The organism is Bacillus sp. NSP9.1, from assembly GCF_000465465.2.
Classification (GTDB): domain Bacteria; phylum Bacillota; class Bacilli; order Bacillales; family Bacillaceae; genus Bacillus; species Bacillus sonorensis_A.
On record NZ_CP048273.1, the window covers coordinates 2,773,531 to 2,791,520 of the forward strand.

The 17,990-nt window shown below is 46.3% G+C and carries 19 protein-coding genes; 5 read left to right on the plus strand and 14 right to left on the minus strand.

Going from position 1 to position 17,990, the window contains the following annotated elements:
• Positions 1-2 precede the first annotated feature (2 nt).
• Both M654_RS14370 and M654_RS14375 read right to left on the minus strand, forming a co-directional pair.
• Positions 3-2,276: a DEAD/DEAH box helicase gene (locus M654_RS14370; RefSeq protein WP_035428154.1), complete on the minus strand. Its 2,274-nt coding sequence runs from the start codon at positions 2,274-2,276 to the stop codon at positions 3-5.
• Between the two features lie 100 nt (positions 2,277-2,376).
• Positions 2,377-2,883: a PTS sugar transporter subunit IIA gene (locus M654_RS14375; RefSeq protein WP_026587571.1), complete on the minus strand. Its 507-nt coding sequence runs from the start codon at positions 2,881-2,883 to the stop codon at positions 2,377-2,379.
• Between the two features lie 178 nt (positions 2,884-3,061).
• On the opposite strand from M654_RS14375, the gene M654_RS14380 reads away from it, so the two are divergent.
• Positions 3,062-3,481, plus strand: a complete 420-nt coding sequence (locus M654_RS14380) for an Hsp20/alpha crystallin family protein (protein WP_026587572.1) — start codon at positions 3,062-3,064, stop codon at positions 3,479-3,481.
• An 18-nt stretch (positions 3,482-3,499) separates the two neighbouring features.
• On the opposite strand, the gene M654_RS14385 is transcribed toward M654_RS14380, so the two are convergent.
• Positions 3,500-3,916: a YppG family protein gene (locus tag M654_RS14385; protein ID WP_026587573.1), complete on the minus strand. Its 417-nt coding sequence runs from the start codon at positions 3,914-3,916 to the stop codon at positions 3,500-3,502.
• Positions 3,917-4,097: 181 nt separating this feature from the next.
• Between M654_RS14385 and M654_RS14390 the strand changes: the two genes are divergently transcribed.
• Positions 4,098-4,298 carry a YppF family protein gene (locus tag M654_RS14390; protein ID WP_026587574.1) on the plus strand — a complete coding sequence of 67 codons (201 nt, stop codon included), beginning with the start codon at positions 4,098-4,100 and terminating at the stop codon, positions 4,296-4,298.
• A gap of 29 nt (positions 4,299-4,327) precedes the next feature.
• On the opposite strand, the gene M654_RS14395 is transcribed toward M654_RS14390, so the two are convergent.
• Entirely contained in the window at positions 4,328-4,702 is a 375-nt protein-coding gene (locus tag M654_RS14395; protein ID WP_236251137.1) for a YppE family protein, read from the minus strand.
• Between the two features lie 54 nt (positions 4,703-4,756).
• Positions 4,757-4,984 (minus strand): YppD family protein, encoded by a 228-nt coding sequence (locus M654_RS14400; protein ID WP_026587576.1) that lies wholly within the window; start codon positions 4,982-4,984, stop codon positions 4,757-4,759.
• Positions 4,985-5,188: 204 nt separating this feature from the next.
• Between M654_RS14400 and sspM the strand changes: the two genes are divergently transcribed.
• On the plus strand, positions 5,189-5,293 hold the full coding sequence (gene sspM, locus M654_RS14405; RefSeq protein ID WP_026587577.1) for an acid-soluble spore protein SspM: 105 nt from the start codon (positions 5,189-5,191) through the stop codon (positions 5,291-5,293).
• Between the two features lie 32 nt (positions 5,294-5,325).
• Here the strand turns inward: sspM and M654_RS14410 are convergent, their stop codons facing one another.
• Complete coding sequence (locus M654_RS14410; RefSeq protein ID WP_051290419.1) at positions 5,326-6,258, minus strand: DUF2515 domain-containing protein; 933 nt, start codon at positions 6,256-6,258, stop codon at positions 5,326-5,328.
• Between the two features lie 78 nt (positions 6,259-6,336).
• Between M654_RS14410 and recU the strand changes: the two genes are divergently transcribed.
• Positions 6,337-6,933 (plus strand): Holliday junction resolvase RecU, encoded by a 597-nt coding sequence (gene recU / locus M654_RS14415; protein WP_026587579.1) that lies wholly within the window; start codon positions 6,337-6,339, stop codon positions 6,931-6,933.
• Between the two features lie 58 nt (positions 6,934-6,991).
• A complete protein-coding gene (locus tag M654_RS14420; protein WP_026587580.1) occupies positions 6,992-9,646 on the plus strand; it encodes a PBP1A family penicillin-binding protein in 2,655 nt (884 codons plus the stop codon).
• 33 nt (positions 9,647-9,679) lie between these two features.
• On the opposite strand, the gene M654_RS14425 is transcribed toward M654_RS14420, so the two are convergent.
• The 8 genes from M654_RS14425 to dinG all read right to left on the minus strand — a co-directional run bounded on the left by M654_RS14425 (position 9,680) and on the right by dinG (position 17,890).
• A complete protein-coding gene (locus tag M654_RS14425) occupies positions 9,680-10,174 on the minus strand; it encodes a YpoC family protein (RefSeq protein WP_026587581.1) in 495 nt (164 codons plus the stop codon).
• The gene (gene nth / locus M654_RS14430) at positions 10,171-10,833 is read right to left on the minus strand and encodes an endonuclease III (protein WP_026587582.1); all 663 of its coding nucleotides are present in this window, start codon (positions 10,831-10,833) and stop codon (positions 10,171-10,173) included. The genes M654_RS14425 and nth overlap by 4 nt, the downstream gene beginning before the upstream one ends.
• 17 nt (positions 10,834-10,850) lie before the next feature.
• Positions 10,851-11,546 (minus strand): DnaD domain-containing protein, encoded by a 696-nt coding sequence (locus M654_RS14435; RefSeq protein ID WP_026587583.1) that lies wholly within the window; start codon positions 11,544-11,546, stop codon positions 10,851-10,853.
• Between the two features lie 75 nt (positions 11,547-11,621).
• Complete coding sequence (gene asnS / locus M654_RS14440) at positions 11,622-12,914, minus strand: asparagine--tRNA ligase (RefSeq protein WP_026587584.1); 1,293 nt, start codon at positions 12,912-12,914, stop codon at positions 11,622-11,624.
• Positions 12,915-13,074: 160 nt separating this feature from the next.
• Positions 13,075-14,259, minus strand: a complete 1,185-nt coding sequence (locus tag M654_RS14445; RefSeq protein WP_026587585.1) for a pyridoxal phosphate-dependent aminotransferase — start codon at positions 14,257-14,259, stop codon at positions 13,075-13,077.
• Between the two features lie 22 nt (positions 14,260-14,281).
• Entirely contained in the window at positions 14,282-14,767 is a 486-nt protein-coding gene (gene tseB, locus M654_RS14450; RefSeq protein WP_026587586.1) for a cell wall elongation/penicillin-binding protein regulator TseB, read from the minus strand.
• A gap of 8 nt (positions 14,768-14,775) precedes the next feature.
• Positions 14,776-14,946: a YpmA family protein gene (locus M654_RS14455; protein ID WP_076758946.1), complete on the minus strand. Its 171-nt coding sequence runs from the start codon at positions 14,944-14,946 to the stop codon at positions 14,776-14,778.
• Positions 14,947-15,112: 166 nt separating this feature from the next.
• Positions 15,113-17,890 (minus strand): ATP-dependent DNA helicase DinG, encoded by a 2,778-nt coding sequence (dinG, locus tag M654_RS14460; RefSeq protein WP_026587587.1) that lies wholly within the window; start codon positions 17,888-17,890, stop codon positions 15,113-15,115.
• Positions 17,891-17,990 lie beyond the last annotated feature (100 nt).

Consider the following 17,990-nt stretch of genomic DNA (forward strand, 5'->3'; position numbering starts at 1 on the left):
CCTCAACCTTTCCAGCTTTCTAAAAGGCGCAGCGCATTGTCTTTGGTCTGATTGGTTTCACCGTGGACACCGATGCATGACGGACAGCCTGACCGGCACGGGCATTTGGCAATCAGCTGATGCGCTTCTCTGATGATGTTCGGCATTTGTTCGTAAACCTTCTCAGATAATCCGACGCCTCCGGGATAACGGTCATATAAAAAAATCGTCGGCTTTTCATTATGGACGGCTTTAATTTGCGGAAAAACATGCAAGTCAGACGGATCGCACATGACCTTGAGGGCGGCGACATATCCGAGGACATTCGCAGCCCCGAGCAAAGCCTCTTCCAATTTGATCTCGTTCCAATTCCGGCGCTCTTCGTCATTCACCTGCACCCAGGCAGCATTTGTGTGGAGCTCCTCTTCAGGGAGGTGAATCGGACCGGAGCCGATATTTTCATGTGTCTCAAATTTTATTTTTTTGAAAATAGTCGCCTTCGCTTGCACGGTGACATCGCCAAAACCGAACGCTGCCATATCTGTTTCCTTTATTTTATCTATTTCCAGCACTTTCAGCATGACGGCGAGATTGGCATCCGTATAATAGTCGGCTTTCACCTCGCGGACGAACGCTTTTTTCTCCTCCCAATCGAGCTTTTCCACCTGGTATTGAACCCCTTGATGCAAATAAATAGCTTCATCGTGCAGCAATGTCATCGCACTGAACCTGTCCATTTCACCAATCACTCGCGCCTTTTCACGTCTGGACTGGTCAATAATGACAACATTCTCCTGTGATGCCGATCTCAGGCTGATGCCGTGGGCCGGAAAGGCGTCATTCATCCAATGGTATGTGTCGCCGTTTAAGTACAGCACCCTTTCTTCAGCCAAATATTCTAAAATATCTTCTACTTCCGTCTCGCCAAAAGTCTCGTTTCGCTTGAAAGGAAGTTCAAACGCGGCGCATTTGAGATGATCGACAAGGATCACAAGATTGTCCGGGTTAATGACGGCCGTCTCCGGATTTTGTTTGAAGAAATAGTCCGGGTTTTGCACAATGTATTGATCAAGCGGCGCCGAGCTTGCCACCATGACGATCAGCGCTTCATTGTGCCTTCTTCCGGCCCTGCCGGCCTGCTGCCAGGCGCTTGCAATCGTCCCCGGATATCCCGTCATAATACAGGTTTGCAGCTGGCCGATATCGACGCCGAGTTCAAGGGCGTTCGTACTGACGACACCTTTGATATCCCCGCTGCGCAGCCCTTTTTCAATGGTCCTTCGTTCGTGCGGCAGATATCCCCCTCTGTATCCCTGGATGGAGTGGGCGCCGACAATCGGCTTCATGACATCCTGCAAATATGTCAAAATAATTTCCACCCTGACTCTGCTCCTTGCGAAAACAATCGTTTGAATCCCGTTTTGCAAAAATTCGGAGGCAAGCTTTCTGACTTCAAGTGTGGCGCTTTTTCTAATGTTCAGCGAGCGGTTGACAATCGGCGGATTATAAAATAAAAAGTGCTTTCTTCCCGCAGGAGCGCCATTTTTGGCAATGAGATGCATCGGCTGTCCTGTCAGCGTCTCGGCGAGCTCCAAAGGGTTGGCGATCGTCGCGGACGTGCAGATAAACTGCGGTTTGCTCCCGTAAAACGCGCAGATCCGTAAAAGCCTCCTGATGACGTTGGCAACATGGCTTCCGAAAACGCCCCGGTAGACATGAAGCTCATCAATCACGATATATTTCAGGTTTTCAAACAATGACACCCATTTCGTATGATGGGGCAAAATCGCCGAATGCAGCATGTCGGGATTGGTGATGACGATATGTCCGGCTTTTCTCACCTTCTGCCTTATCGCAGGCGACGTATCTCCGTCATACGTATAGCAGTTGATGGATGCATCGATTTCATCAATCAGTTCATTCAGCTCGCTTTTTTGATCCTGTGACAAAGCCTTGGTTGGAAACAGGTACAGAGCCCGGGCATCGGGGTCTTCCGTGATCCTCTGAATGACGGGAAGATTGTAGCAGAGCGTTTTTCCAGATGCTGTCGGCGTCACAAGCGTGACGTTTTTTCCGTTTTGACTCTGGTAAAACGCGTCAGCCTGATGGGAATAAAGCTTTTCAATTCCTCTTTTATGTAAAGCATGAACGATTTTTTCATGCAGTTGTTCCGGAAAGTCGCGGTAGTCCGCTTCCTTTTTCTCGATTGTATGCCAATGAACAATTTGTCTCTTGAAAGCTTCGTCTTCTTTCAGAAACTGGATGATATCGGTCAAATTTCGTTTTTGAAACAACATTGTCACCTCTTCTCTTATATTTTAGCGAATGTCCGTTCGTTCTGGAAGAGGTGATGGCAAGAAAAATAAAAAGCAGAGAATCGCTCTCTGCCTTTCATCTTTACTTGACTTTAAGCTCCATCAGCTTCGTCTCACTTTTTTTCGCTTCTTGTTCTTCATGCTTTGTCACGCGCTCCAGCACATCGCCGTTCATGATGACGATCGGCGTAATCGTGCTGCTCGCCTTCTCTTTGATCAGCTCCAGGTCACAAGTCATTAAAGGATCTCCGACACTCACTTTGTCGCCTTCTTTGACATGGGCGGTAAAGCCTTCACCTTCCATATTCACGGTTTCCAGCCCAATGTGGATCAAAATCTCCACCCCTGACAATGAGCGGATACCGATGGCATGCTTTGTATGAAACAGCTGGATCACTTCTCCGTCAACCGGTGACACGATCTCTCCGCTGGAAGGCTCAACGGCGATTCCGTCGCCCATCATTTTTTGAGAAAAAACGGGATCAGGCACTTCCGAAAGCGCCAGCACTCGTCCATCTACTGGGGAAAATACGGTTTCTTCTTTCACTTCATCCTGTTTTTGACCGATACCGAATAATTTTTTCAGCAAGACAATTGGGCTCCTTTCAATCAATATGCCTCTGTTTTCGCCTGGAAAAAGAGGGGCGATTGAATATCATTCTTTGGATTCCCCACTATTTAACCACACTTTCAAAATCCCATCAATTAATAACCATATGAACAGCTCCTGCATAAGCTGAAAATAAAATTTGAGGAGGTGGTCAGACATGGATTCTAAGGAAAATGAAAATCATTCCCTCAGCAAAAAGGACGATTTTCAAGAGGCCATTGAACAATTATTTTACGCCTCTCCTTTTCACGAAATCTTAAATTCATTCCAAAAACTCATATCTGATCAGCTGGAGTCCGCACGCATTTCAATGGAGATCAGAGAAGAAAACGGAGCGCTTTGTGTCGACATTGCTGTCCCGGAATCCTTTCAAAACGGTGACATCATGATCGAAGCGAAATCGAGATATCTGCATATCGCATTAAAAGAAGAAGCCAAAAACGGTGACTCGTCATCATGCACAAGCTTGTCAAGAACCATCCTGCTTCCTTATCCGGTGCGTGAAGAAACGATGAAAACCTCGTGGAAAGGCAATGTTCTCACCGTGACATTCCCAGACGTAAAAAAGCATGAATGATTTTCATCCATGCTTTTTTTATTTAAAGAATCCCATAAAGCTTTTGGCAAGCGTCCCCATCTGGTTGACCGTGTTCATCATTAAACCGGCCGTATCCATCATTTTGCTAAAATCAAGCTGTCCGTTCTTTTTCTTAAATTGCGACAGAAAGCCCTGAAACTGGGAAGGCTGATGGAGATTTGGCCGCGGCGACGGATATGGGTTCGGGTAAGGAGTGATATGAAATGGCTGGATCTGCTGATGAACGGGCTGCTGATAGCTTGAGTACGGATCAACATATGGCTGTTCATAAGCCGGCGGACGCTGGACTGGTGCAGAATATTGGAACGGTTCTTGGTATTGCTGGAGGTACTGGTTCGTGTCAAGCTGCGGATGAACGGGATAATACGGCTGTTGACCGGAAAAGGGGTATCTGGCGTCTCTCCTCTCTTCCATCTTTCATCTCTCCCTTTAGAGCCCTTTTTTTATCAGTGTATGACATGGGGGCAATTCCCGTTCCAATGGGCTGTCACAATTCTGTCAAAAAGTGTCGAAAGTTTTAATTTTTGAAAAACAGAAAAAAGTCGAATTGTTATGGTACTATATTATTAATACGAAACGAGAGGGGATGCACCACATGAACGTATCATACTTAAGAAATTGTTTTGCCGAGATGAAGCAGTACGAGACAGACTGTATGAATAAGCTGATGGATTTTGCCAAGTTTTTGTATATCCAGGGGCATCTGACATTAAACGAATTTCGCACGAGTATGAAAGTTCTTGAAGCCAATGGAGCACAGCACCCTGCCTATGACATACATTCAGACGCCGGCTGAACCGGCGATGGAAAAAGACGACCGGGAATTTATCCCCGGTCGTCTTTTTCAATGTCGTCTTCAAGATGTTTCAATGTATAAAGCACTGATTCGGCAAGATCTTTAAAGCGTTTTTTATGAATTTTGCCGAAATATGACTGCAGCACGATCTCATTCAGGTTTTCCTCAACCGCTCGCAGCTGTTCTTCATACAAGTACTTCGGGCGATATGCCTTAATATATGATAAACTTTCTTGCAGCCAGCTCTTCACTGCTTGTTCAGACCGCTCCACAGACGGTTTGACGACGCTGAAAAAGTCGTGCTCCGCGCCTTCCTCTCTGCCCTTTTGATAGCGGGCTTCCGCTTCTTTTGCCAGGGCGATCAGTTCCCGTGTTTTCTCAAGAAGAGATTGTTTTTCCAACATGCTCACCTCAAATGCTATCGTATCAAAGGAAAAGGTTCGGCACAATGAAAGAGGCTAAGCGGACTCCTCATGAGGCTTGACACCCATCAGCGTGCTGTTTAGGCAGGATGAAAGCTCCGTCAGTTCCTTTTCAATGAGATCAAGCCGTTCGTTCCAAGCTTTGCTTTTTTCGTCTTTCTCCCTGGTGACGGCGTCTGTCAGCGCTGTTTCCGCAGATTCCAGTTCTGTTTCCGTTTCCAAAAGCATTTGAAGGACCGAATCTTTGCTTACAAATCCGCTCATTTGCTTCCCTCCTTTTTAATAGCCATCTATCTTTTCTTCCTTTCCTCCGGCCTTTCCTTCACAGCTGACAAAACTAGAAGGAAAATGGCAAAGAAAATCAATTTCCCAAAAGAACGCCCGCGAATTCGACAAAGCGGGTTCTGCGAAAAATGGTATGAACGGCGCTTTTCCTGAGAAATCTATAGAGGTAAGGAGGTGCCCGCTGTGGAAAACAACAAAAAGAAATCACCTGCGAAAACCAAACCTGACGTGAAACAGACGGATACATTGGATAAGAAATTAGGCGGACCAAACCGGCCGTCCACTTAAAAAGCAAGGATTTTCCTTGCTTTTTTCTTTTGCTATTTTTTTTTCAGCAAGCGTTCCAGAGAAAAAACAGCCTCGAGCTGCCTCCTCTTTTGAAAATACCATTCCGTTAGTTCAATCGTTTTCGGCAGCTTTTCATCGCGAAACATCCCCTCCTTATCTTCCCCGCGAAACCAATCGCTTTTTGATCCGTCTAATGAATGGGTGATGACTGGATAACAGGTTCGCAAAAACGGCGAAGATCTGGATTTCACACCGGCCCAGCGCTCCATATCAAAGCGCGAGCCGGTATGCGGAACATAGGATGTAAAGTGGAAGAAAGACGGGAAAAGCTCAGGGCTGAACAAAAGCCGGCTTAATTGCTTGCCGAGCTTGATCCGTTCTTTTAAGCTTGTAAACCGCTTGACAGACACTCCGTAAAAAACGCCTTCAACCGTAGGAAAGATGACCGTGTTGAAGTGAAACCATTCATAAACCTGAAAAGGAATCGTGTGAAAAACATTCTTTTTGAACAGAGGATTTTGTATAATAGGAGTTTGGATAGTGTTTTGTTCATTGATGATGAGAGCGTACATGAGCCTTTTTTGATCGCGCTCGCGCCAAAATCGCTCCCACTCCGTTTTCATGAACAAAGACACGCCCAATCCGGGAAGCAAATCAAACAGCGGCTGTCCGATATCTTTGGACCACTGATATAAAAGAAGCTGCGGATAAGCGTCAGAAAAAATCAGCCAGTTCGCCCGTTCATATGTGATGAACAGCCATTTCTGCTGAAAAGCCGAAAGGCCGATCTGAAACAGGCGTCCTTTTAAATCGGTCATCGACCAGCCTGCATTACGGGAAACAAATGACGCCAAAAGCGACCACTTGATCTCCGGATGGCGGTCAAAGTAGCTTTTATAGGCATATGTCCGCGAAATATTATCTTTATTCAGCTTTCCGGTCAGCTCTAGTATATGACGCGTCAGCTCTCCCCCGGAGAATCTGTTTCGCAAGACCACCACTTCCGTTTATGTCCAGATTTTTTTAAAAGGAGGATGAAGAAAGTGATTCGCTATCCGAACGGCAAAGCCTATCAGCCGAAAAATGCTGCCTCATCCTTAAAAAAGAAGCCGTCATACAGCAATCGCGGGATGACCCTCGAAGACGACCTGAATGAAACGAATATGTATTATCTCAATCATTCGATTGCGGTGATTCATAAAAAACCGACACCTGTCCAAATTGTCCAGGTCGACTACCCGAAACGAAGCGCGGCAGTGATCAAAGAAGCCTACTTTAAACAGTCGTCAACGACTGATTATAACGGGATTTATAAAGGGCGCTACATCGATTTTGAAGCGAAAGAAACAAAGAGCCGGACATCGTTCCCCCTGCAAAATTTTCACGATCACCAGATCGAGCATATGAAGCAGGTGGTGGCCCAGGACGGTATTTGCTTTGTTATTATATCCGCATTTGAAGAAATTTATTTTTTGGAAGCAGAAAAATTATTTTATTTCTGGGACAGAAAGCAGAAAAACGGCAGAAAATCGATTCGAAAAGATGAACTGCAGGAAGCTGCTCATCCCATTTCACTTGGATACTCGCCAAGAATTGATTATATTAAAGTTATTGACCAGTTGTATTTTTCGCCATCATAAATTATGATTTTAAAGTCATGTGAGCGGAAAGGTTTTAACTACGAAAGGTTGAGATGTTATGTCAGATCAATTTAACAGCCGCCAGGAACGGCGAAAAGCCCAACAGGGCAAAAGCAGGTCTAATACTCATACGAAACCCAAGAAAAAGAAGAAAGCAGGACTTTTTAAGAAAATCCTTTTATCTATTTTGATCATTGGCGTCATCGGCCTGATCGCCGGAGGCGTGACGTTTGCAGTCATGATTGCAGACGCACCGTCGCTTGATGAGTCAAAGCTGAAAACGCCTTACTCATCCATCATTTATGATAAAAACGGTAAAGAAATAGCAGAAATCGGTGCGGAAAAACGGACATACGTGTCGATCAAAGATATACCCGACACTGTGAAAAACGCTTTTCTCGCCACTGAAGACGCCCGTTTTTACGACCACCACGGAATCGACCCGATCCGCATCGGGGGAGCGCTTGTCGCAAACCTTGAAGGCGGCTTCGGCTCAGAGGGCGGAAGTACGATCACACAGCAGGTCGTGAAAAACTCCCTTCTTTCACATGAAAAAACGGTCAAACGGAAAGTTCAGGAAGTATGGCTTTCATTCCAGCTTGAAAGAAAATATTCAAAAGACGAAATCCTTGAAATGTATTTAAACCGGATTTATTTCTCGCCGCAAGCCTATGGTGTCGGCAAAGCGGCTGAGCAGTTTTACGGGGTGAAAGACTTAAACGACTTGACAGTGGAACAGGCTGCAACACTCGCGGGAATGCCGCAGAGCCCGAATAACTACAACCCGATCAAACATCCGGAACAGGCCGAAAAAAGACGGAATGTCGTTTTAAGCCTGATGAACAAGCATGGCTTCATTTCCGACGCAGACTACAACAAGGCGAAAAAAGTATCGGTGAAAAAAGGCCTTGTTTCTTCTGAGGAGTATGCAAAATCGACTTCAAACAAATACAGCATGTTCGTTGAACAAGTCGTGGAAGAAGTTGAAGAGAAAGCCAACGTAAATCCTGGTAAAGACGGATTAAAAATTTACACAACGCTTGATACAGAAGCACAGGACTATGTAAATGAGCTCATGGACGGCGATTTAATCCCGTACACTGATAAAATGCAGGCCAGTATCACCCTGCTTGATACGAAAACCGGAGAAATCCGTGCGGTCGGAGGCGGTCGAAATCGAAAGGCCGGCAACTACAACTACGCAACCCAAGGAAGAACCCAGCCGGGCTCAACGATCAAACCGATCCTTGACTACGGGCCTGTCATTGAAAACAAAAAATGGTCGACTTATGAGCAGATTAAAGATGAAGAATATACGTATTCAACAGGGACACCGATCCACAACTATGACAACCGCCACAAAGGCTGGATGTCGATGAGAGCGGCGCTTGCCGATTCAAGAAACATCCCGGCTTTAAAAGCGTTCCAGGCAGCCGGCAAAGAAAACATCGTCAAATTTGCCAGCAACCTCGGCCTTTCGATTGATTCAGATGAATTAGTTGAATCATATGCGATCGGCGGCTTTAAAGATGGTGTGTCTTCTATGGAAATGGCAGGAGCGTACAGCGCCTTCGGCAACAACGGCTATTACAATGCGCCGCACACCGTCACAGCCGTGGAATTCAGCGACGGTACAAAGCTTGACCTAACGCCTGAATCAAAAGCAGCCATGAGCGATTACACCGCCTACATGATGACGGATATGCTGAAAACGGCCGTTCAAACGGGAACCGGAACCGCCGCCCAAGTCCCTGGCGTTACAGTGGCCGGGAAAACCGGGACAACGAACTTCCCTGAGGATATCGTCAACAAATACGGCTTAAACCCGAATGGTGCAAAAGATTCGTGGTTTGTCGGCTACACACCGCAATATACGGCAGCCGTCTGGACCGGAAAAAAAGGCTACAATTCGCTTAATACGAGCGAACAGCAAATCGCCAAGCTCTTGTTTAAAAAGCTGATTACCGAAGTCGACGACGGCAGCGGCTCATTTAAGAAGCCGGACAGCGTTGTCGAGGCGACCGTCTTAAAAGGATCAAATCCGGCGGTCTTGGCCAGCAGCAATACGCCGAGCGACAAAAAGGTCACCGAATTATTCGTGAAAGGCACACAGCCGACGACTGTTTCGAAAAAATATGAGGAAAAAGAAGAAGCTTCCAAGCCGACCGGCTTGAGCGCGGAATATGATGAATCATCAAAAAGCATCAAGCTGTCATGGTCTTACTCAGGTGAAGACGATGATGACGTCACATTTAAAGTCAAACAGTCTGTCGACGGCGGCGGATACAGCGAGATTCAAAACAGCAGTGCTAAAGAAGCCGTGATTCCGAACGCGAAAGAAGGATCTGTCTACAGGTTCCAGGTCACAGCCGTCACCGAGGATAATGAAAGCGATCCTGCTTCTGTGACGCTTCAAGTCAACGCTGCCAGCGACGATGAATCAAAAGAAGATGAACAGAAACAGCAGGACGATGATAAACAGAAGAATGATCAAGACAAGGACAAACAAAATAACGGAAACAGCAATCAGCCGGATGACAAAAAGCAGAATCCCGGCGATACGAACAATGGCAACCAAAACCCAGGCAATTCCGACAATAATGGCAGAAAAGATGATGAAGACCAGGATGATTCTCCTGACAATGGAACGGGCAATGACAAAGATCAAACCAATGATCCCGGAAGCCAGACGGAAACTCAATCCGGCACTTAAACAAAAAGACCACTCACACGTTGTGAGTGGTTTTTATTTATTCATCGCCGCATATTTATAAAACTGTTTTTTCATTTCCGTAAACAGTTCGTCAAGCTGAATAAAACAATGATATTGAGTCGGCTTGAGCAGGATAAATTCGAGCCGCTCCGTCCAATTGATCGGCTTGACGGGAAAATGTTTTTCAATGAGTGACTCCCAGTTCAGCGTAGTCACAGGCTCCCCCATCGTCCAATGGAAGCATGCGATCAAACAGCATATCCCGCCAAGCATCTCATCCTGGCTGCATCTCGACTTCCTCGTTTGAAATACGGGGAGAAGCCTTTCTTTCGTATTCTCCCAAATGTCAAAAAGGAGCGGCACCCATTCCTGCTGATCTTTCCATGGTTTGTGCGCCCCTTCTTCCGGCGAGAAATCAAAGTGGAGCGGATTTGCTGAAAGCACCGCAAACCGGTCACCGTTTACAGGTTTTCGGGCGCGTTCTCTCAACGTTTTTTCATAGGCATCTAACAGCGATACACTTGTCACGGCAGCTTCACCAGCCCTTTTTTATACCGTTTCTGCCCTTCCCTGCACAAAGAAAACAGCGGACATGTTTCACATTGCGGCCTTTGCGCCTTGCAGTGGTAACGTCCGAAAAAAATGAGCCGATGATGGGTGACCGACCATTCGGACTCAGGTATTTTTTTCATCAACGTTTTTTCCACTTCTGTGACTGAATCTTTCCAGCGGCAAAAGCCGAGCCTTTTTGACACGCGCTCGACATGTGTGTCCACGGCGATCGCCGGAACGCCGAAGGCAACGGAAACGACGACATTGGCGGTTTTTCTCCCGACGCCCGGCAGCTTTACCAGCTCGTCCCTGTCGCGCGGAACGTCTCCTCCGTATTCTTCAAGCAGCATTTTGCAGAGCTTTTGGATATTTTTCGCTTTATTGCGGTACAAGCCGATCGATCTGATATCCTGCTGAAGCTCTTCAAGCGGGACGGCTAGATAATCTTCAGGCTTTTTATATTTTTTAAAAAGCGTTTTTGTCACCTTATTGACCAGGGCATCTGTGCATTGTGCCGATAAAGCGACGGCGATGACAAGTTCAAATGGATTGTCGTGGACCAGTTCGCATTCAGCATGCGGAAACATGTCACCTATGGTTTCTAAACAATACTCGATTTGTTTTTTCGTTAACATCTCTTCACCTTTTCACTTTAATGTTCAAGCCAATTGTAAAAAGGAACCTGTCTTGTATACTCCTTTTGATCGCTTTGCCGTGGCGCCTTCCGCCTGAATTTTTGGCTGTAGCTTGCGGCTTGTTCAACTGTTGTGATTCCGTTTTTCTTCCATTCGAAAAGAATACGGTCGATATAGCGGAAATTCAATTTCCCCAACATGACGGCCTCTTTCAGCGCCTGCTTAATCATCTGCACATCGTGGTGATCCTGGTCAAGCCAGATGCTGAGCGTCTCGCATTCCAACGGAGACAAAGGTCTTGCAAACTCTTCTTCAAAAATCGTGTAGAGGCTTTTTTCTTCCCCTCTATTCTGTTCGTGCTGTTTTTCCTTCTCCTCCATTTCGAGATAATCAAACAGCTTGCCCCAAAGAGGCTCAAGCGAATATTTTTCATACTTGATGCCATTCTGGTCTTCGCATTCTTCTATATAGATAAAGCCTTTTTGGATAAACATCCTCAGCATATTCATGCATTGTTCGGTGGCGATCGTCATCGTTTTGCTCAACTCTTCGGGAGTTGGAAACAATGAGCCTCTTTCCACATGCATTTTGATGTTTAACAGCAGCATAAACTCTGTTTCATTCAGACCAAGCTCACGGTAATTGCTGAAGAGCAGATGAGGAATGCTGACAGATCCCATTTCCTGCATCTTGATAAATTGCTGTTTTTTCATTTGATACACCTCTTACCTTCCAGTATATCATGGATGACTGTGAAAAAGTCTCCTGTAAAAGCAGGAGACTTTTTTTTAAGGATATAAGCGATTTAAGAGTCTTGGGAACGGAATCGTTTCGCGTACGTGCGGCGCGCCGCTGATCCAGGCCACCGTCCGCTCCAATCCGAGGCCGAAGCCTGAGTGCGGAACAGAACCATATTTTCGCAATTCCGCATACCATTGATAAGCGTCAGATTCTAAACCGTGTTCTTTCAGCCGCGCTTCAAGAAGCTCAAGATCATGGATGCGTTCTGACCCGCCGATGATTTCACCATAGCCTTCCGGTGCGATCAAATCGGCGCATAACACAACATCCTCTCTGTCAGGCGCAGGCTGCATATAAAACGGTTTTAATGATGTCGGATAATGTGTGATGAACACAGGCTTGTCATAGCTTTCGGCAATCGCCGTCTCATGAGGCGCCCCAAAGTCATCTCCCCATTCAATATCATCAAACCCTTTTTCCTTCAGGAACTGAACCGCTTCATCATAGGTGATTCGCGGAAACGGCGCTTTGATCTGTTCAAGTTTGGACGTGTCCCTTCCGAGCGTATTCAGCTCGATTTTGCAGTTTTCAAGCACGCTTTGAACGATAAAAGAGACGTAATTTTCCTGAACTTCGAGGTTTTCATTGAACTCGACAAAAGCCATTTCAGGCTCGATCATCCAAAATTCGATCAGATGGCGCTTCGTTTTGGATTTTTCCGCTCTGAACGTCGGTCCGAATGAGAAGACTTTTCCTAAAGCCATTGCAGCGGCTTCCATATAAAGCTGGCCGCTTTGGGACAGATAAGCGTCTTCATCAAAATACTTCGTCGCAAAAAGCTCTGTCGTTCCTTCAGGAGCGCTTCCGGTCAGAATCGGCGGATCGACTTTGACAAAGCCTTCCTTATTGAAAAACTCATATGTAGCGCGAATGATTTCGTTGCGGATTTTCATGGTCGCATGCTGCCGTTTTGATCTGAGCCACAGATGTCTGTGATCCATCAAAAACTCAGTTCCGTGTTCTTTAGGTGTGATCGGGTAGTCCTTCGCTTCATGAATGATTTCAAGCGAAGTCACGGCAAACTCGAATCCGAGAGGTGAACGCTCGTCTTCTTTGACAATGCCCTTCACATATAAAGAGGTTTCCTGTGTGACCGTTTTAGCGGTTTGAAACACCTCTTCAGCCACTTCAGCCTTAACGACGACGCCTTGGATAAAGCCTGTTCCGTCTCTAAGCTGTAAAAACGCAATTTTACCGCTTGAACGTTTGTTCGCGATCCAAGCGCCGATTGTCACTTCTTCACCAACATGTTTGTACACTTGGTTGATTGTTGTTTTCACTATCGTTTCCCTCCAAAACACGAGAAAAAGGGTCTCTCCCTTTTCTCTCTGACATCCATAACGTATATTATACCTTTTTTGAACGGATCAGGTCAATGCAGTTCAGACCCGGAGTCGGTGCCGCAAAAAAGCGTCCGGGCAGACGGACGCTTTTATTGCCTTAGCGGCTGTGATTGACGACAAAGCGGCGGATTCGCTTTACCGCTTCTTCCAAAAGTGACAGGGATGTGGCATATGACAAACGGATATTATCCGGTGCGCCAAACCCTGATCCGGGAACAATCGCGACTTTCTCCTCTTCAAGAAGCGCTTCTGCAAACGTATCGACGCTCGCAAAACCGCAGGCTTCAGCTGCCTGTTTCGCATTCGGGAACAAGTAGAAAGCCCCTTCAGGCTTAAGGCAATTCAATCCAGGAATGTCGATCAGCAGTTCATATACTTTGTTGAGCCGTTCTTCAAATGCTTTTCTCATTTCTTCCACAGGCTCTGACGGACCATTATATGCGGCAATGGCTCCGTATTGGGCGACTGATGTCGGATTTGAAGTGCTGTGGCTGGCAAGGTTTGTCATCGCCTTAATGACGGTTTCGTTTCCTGCGGCATAGCCGATTCTCCATCCTGTCATACTGTGCGATTTTGAAACGCCGTTGATGATGATCGTTTGATTTTTAAGCTCGGGAGAAAGCTGTGCGATCGACACATGTTTTTTCCCGCCGTATATCAGTTTTTCATATATTTCATCGGAGACGATTAAAATATTGCGGCGGAGACACACTTCACCGAGGGCTTTCAGCTCGTCTTCGGTATACATCATGCCCGTCGGGTTGCTTGGAGAATTGATGATCACCGCTTTTGTTTTTTCCGTTACGGCCTCTTCGAGCTGCTCCGGAGAAATTTTGAAGCTGTTTTCTTCAAGCCCTTCCACAAATACAGGCTTGCCGCCTGCAAGCTTCACCTGTTCAGGGTAGCTTACCCAATACGGCGTCGGAATGATCACTTCATCTTCCTCATCCAGCAGCACTTGAAAAAGTGTGTAAAGAGCATGTTTTGCACCTGTGCAGACAATGATTTCAGACAGGCTGTATTCGATTCCCTGATCGCGCTTGAATTTTTCGCTGATGCTTTCTTTAAGCGCGAGAAGACCGCCGGACGGCGTATATTTTGTGTGCCCTTCATTCATGGAACGGACAGCCGCGTCAATGATGTGCTGCGGTGTATTAAAGTCCGGCTCTCCGGCGCCAAGGCCGATCACATCGTGTCCTGCCGCTTTTAATTCTTTCGCTTTTGCAGTGATTGCCAATGTTGCAGACGGTGTTAACGCTGATACTCTTTTAGCTAGATTCAACTTGATTTCCCCCTGTTTCATCTTATGGCGTAATATTTTTGTGAATTTTTCCGTTTATAAAGTCCACATAACTTAAACTGTACTGCCCATCTTGATTTAAGTATGTAACTTCCCACAATAGCACATTGCCTTCCCTTGCCAAGTGCACCTCTTGAAGCGATGACATCAGACCTTTATCCTGGACCGCTTTTGCGGCCTGGCGGCTTGTGATGCCATCCGATGCGTTTTTAACTATCGTTTTCTGCTTTTTGTCAGCCGGTACCCAAACGTACATTTTTTCGCCTTTTTTATTTTTGCCTATGACGATGTACTGCTTTTCTTTGCCGACAAATGTTTCTACATTGTCAACTTCTTTTAAGCCGGCTTCCTTTTTCGCCGTTTCAGCAGCTTCTTCATGGCCGCTTTCCTTTTGGCTCATTGCTGTCTGGTAGACATTCGCCCCCGTAAGAATGGCCGTTACAAAGATAATACCAAATATCAGTATGAAAATTAATGTTTTTTTGCCCATTTTTCCTCCTATGTACGATAAATTGTAAAAATGGCCTGTTTTTGATCCTCTTCGTCAAGGGCGAGTCCAAACATTAAATCATCCCGTTTGAGCGTCCGGTTTAACAGATCGACGATTTTGTAAAGATCTTCTGAGTGCTGCACACTGACGGTTGAAAGAATTTCAATTTTATTGTCCATATTCAAATACCTCCGAGACGAAACAATTATTGTCATTCATACTCTGTCTGGCATAAGCCATACTAGTTGTTACAACGGGAATCCCGTTTTAGATAGACAGCCAAAAAATAAACCTTAATCCACACCATTTTTTCAAGAGGAGCCGCTTTCATGCGGCTTTTTACATTTAAGTCCTGAAGACATAGTCTTCCAGCTCAAGAAGCGTCGGCTCTTCGATTGAAGCGGGAGGCAGCGCCTGCAAAAATACTCTGCCGTATGATGATGTCCGGATTCTGCGGTCAAGGATGACGACTGTACCGCTGTCTTCCTCAGTACGGAGGAGCCTTCCGATTCCCTGCCTGAAGGTTAAAACCGCTTCGGGCAAAGAAACAGCTTGAAACGGGCTTTCCCCCATTCGCTTCGCCCTTTCACACTTCGCCGATTCCACCGGATGGTCAGGCGGTCTGAAAGGGAGCCTGGCGATGATCAGCGTTGTCAGTTCATCACCGGGAAAGTCAACACCTTCCCAAAAATGATTGGTGCCGAGAAGAACGGCATGCTGATATGATTTGAACAGTTTCATGATCTTGACAGGACTTCCGCCTGAAATGCCCTGAGCCAGCAATTGACAAGGAAAGTCATCATCATTTTTCAATTCCTGATATACCGAGCGCAGCATGTCATGAGACGTAAACAAAACGAGCGTTTTCGCGTTCTGCTGTCTGGCCAGCGATTTAATGGACCGGGAAACGTCATGAATATAGCTTTCAGGATGATCATTGATCGGACTGATGTCGGTTGGAATCAAGATTTTCATACGCTTATCATAAGAAAAAGGCGACTCGATTTGCAATGTCCTCGGATAGAAATCGTTTAAACCAAGCTTTTTAATCATATAGCTGAATGAGTTTTCCACAACGAGGGTCGCCGAAGTCAGAACAACGCTCTTTTTCTCGGTGAAAAAACGATCGGCGAGCAATTCGCCAGCATCAAGCGGCTGTGCATAAACCGATGCGGCATTTTTGGCCCCTTTTGCATCGATTTCAATCCAGACGACTTCATCTTCTGCAGGATCAAAAAACAAACGGCCGAGCTTTTTTCCGTATTCCTCGAGATAGACCATGCACGATTGGTATTCTTCCAAAAGAAACGCCTGACGGCTCGTAAAAGAAGACTTTTGCTCAGAAAGCTTTTCCATTTGCTCGACAAACAGCCCGTGCATATCAAACAGCATGGCACACAGCCTTCTGGCTCCTTCCTCAAGCCTGTTCCACGCCCTGCCCTGTTCTTTTCCGACCTTATAAAGAAGACGATTCAGATCGTTTTTTGGTTTCCTGCGTTTAACAAAAGAATGGACTGAAGTAAAGAACATATCGCTTTCTTCGAGAAGCTGACTGAGCCATTCATCCATTTGAAAGAAGGACTCTGAAGTGAAGCCGGCGGACCGAAACAGCCGCTCGGCTTTTTTTAACAGCCCTTTCTGCTTCAAGGTGCCGAGCTGCATCAATTTTTTGTGCAATGAAACATAGTCGGCCCTCGCGCCAAACTGTTCACCCGCTACCCGTTCAAAGTGGTGGGCTTCATCAATGATCACCGTATCCGCGTGCATGGTGCGTTTATTCGCTTCGTCAGTCAACAGGAGGGCATGGTTGGTAATAATGAGATCGGCTTGTTTAGCCTTCGCTTTGGCCCGTTCATAAAAACAGTATTCCCTTAACGGAGCGTTGCGCGCAAATGATCGATCATCATATGAGATTCTGTCCCAAAGCAGTTTGCCTCCGGAGGGCAGATTGAGTTCAGACAAGTCTCCCGTTTCAGTATCGGTAAGCCAAACAAGGATTTGCGCCTTGGCGAGAACGGCATCGTAATTATCATCTTCCTCCTGCAAAATATGCTCGAATTTGTGAATCGATATATAATGGGAGCGCCCTTTCAAAACCGCCGCCTTGATCGGAAACGGAAAGACCTGCTCCAAAAGCGGGATATCCCGGGTTAAAATTTGCTGCTGCAACAATGTTGTAAAGGTGCTGATGACGACCGGTTTTCCGGTCTGTCTGGCGCGCAGGGCTGCAGGTACGAGATATCCGATCGTTTTGCCGATTCCCGCAGCAGCTTCAATCAGGACATGCTCATGATGATCAAAAGCGGTCCAAACCTCTTTCATCATTTTGGTTTGCCCTCTTCTATTTTCAAAATGCTCAAGCAATGAGCGAAGGCCGCCGTCCTCTTCCCAAATCAGCGGATCAGCATTGACGGGTTCGCGTTCTTCCCCGCGCTCTTCCATTGTTTGCACAGGCTCTTTAATCACAAATGAACCGGTCTTTATATAGCCTGCTTCAAGTTCTGCTCGGCTATCCTTCTCATGAATCAAACGGTCCAAAAGCTCCTGCGCGTCGCTGATCAAGTGCCAGGATAACCGCCTGATCGCTTTTAGAACAGGCAGAGGGAGCCGCTTCAGCTTCTCAAGCATATGCAGGAAGATCAAAGCGGTCACTTCCGCGTCACTGTCAGCCCTGTGAGGATTTTCATGCTGCAGGTTCAGCTCTTCACTCAGCTCTGTCAGTTTATACCCGTCAAAACGGGGAAATACGATTCTTGCCAGTTCTACCGTATCAAGTACACCGCATTCAAGTTCATCAAAGCCTGCCCGCATTAGCTCATGTTTCACAAAGCCGAGGTCGAAGTGAATGTTGTGGGCGATAAAACAGCTGCCGCTAAGGAGTTCATATATCTCTTCGGCAATGGCCGAAAACGGTTCTTCGCGTTCAACCATCTCGTTTGTGATTCCCGTCAGCTGTTCAATAAAAGTCGGGATCGGCTGATCCGGATTCACATATTTGGAGAAACGTTCGGTAATCTGTCCATTTTCAATGACAACCGCTGCAATTTGAATTATTTTATCGCCTTTTTTGGGCGAGTTCCCTGTCGTTTCCACATCAATTACTACATATCGTTGATTGTACATTAAATGGACACCTCAATTTTGTTGCGTTCGACAAAAGTGTAACACGTTTTGGAAAGATGCGGGAGCCGCTCAGTAAAAAAAGGCGGACTGACCGATGATC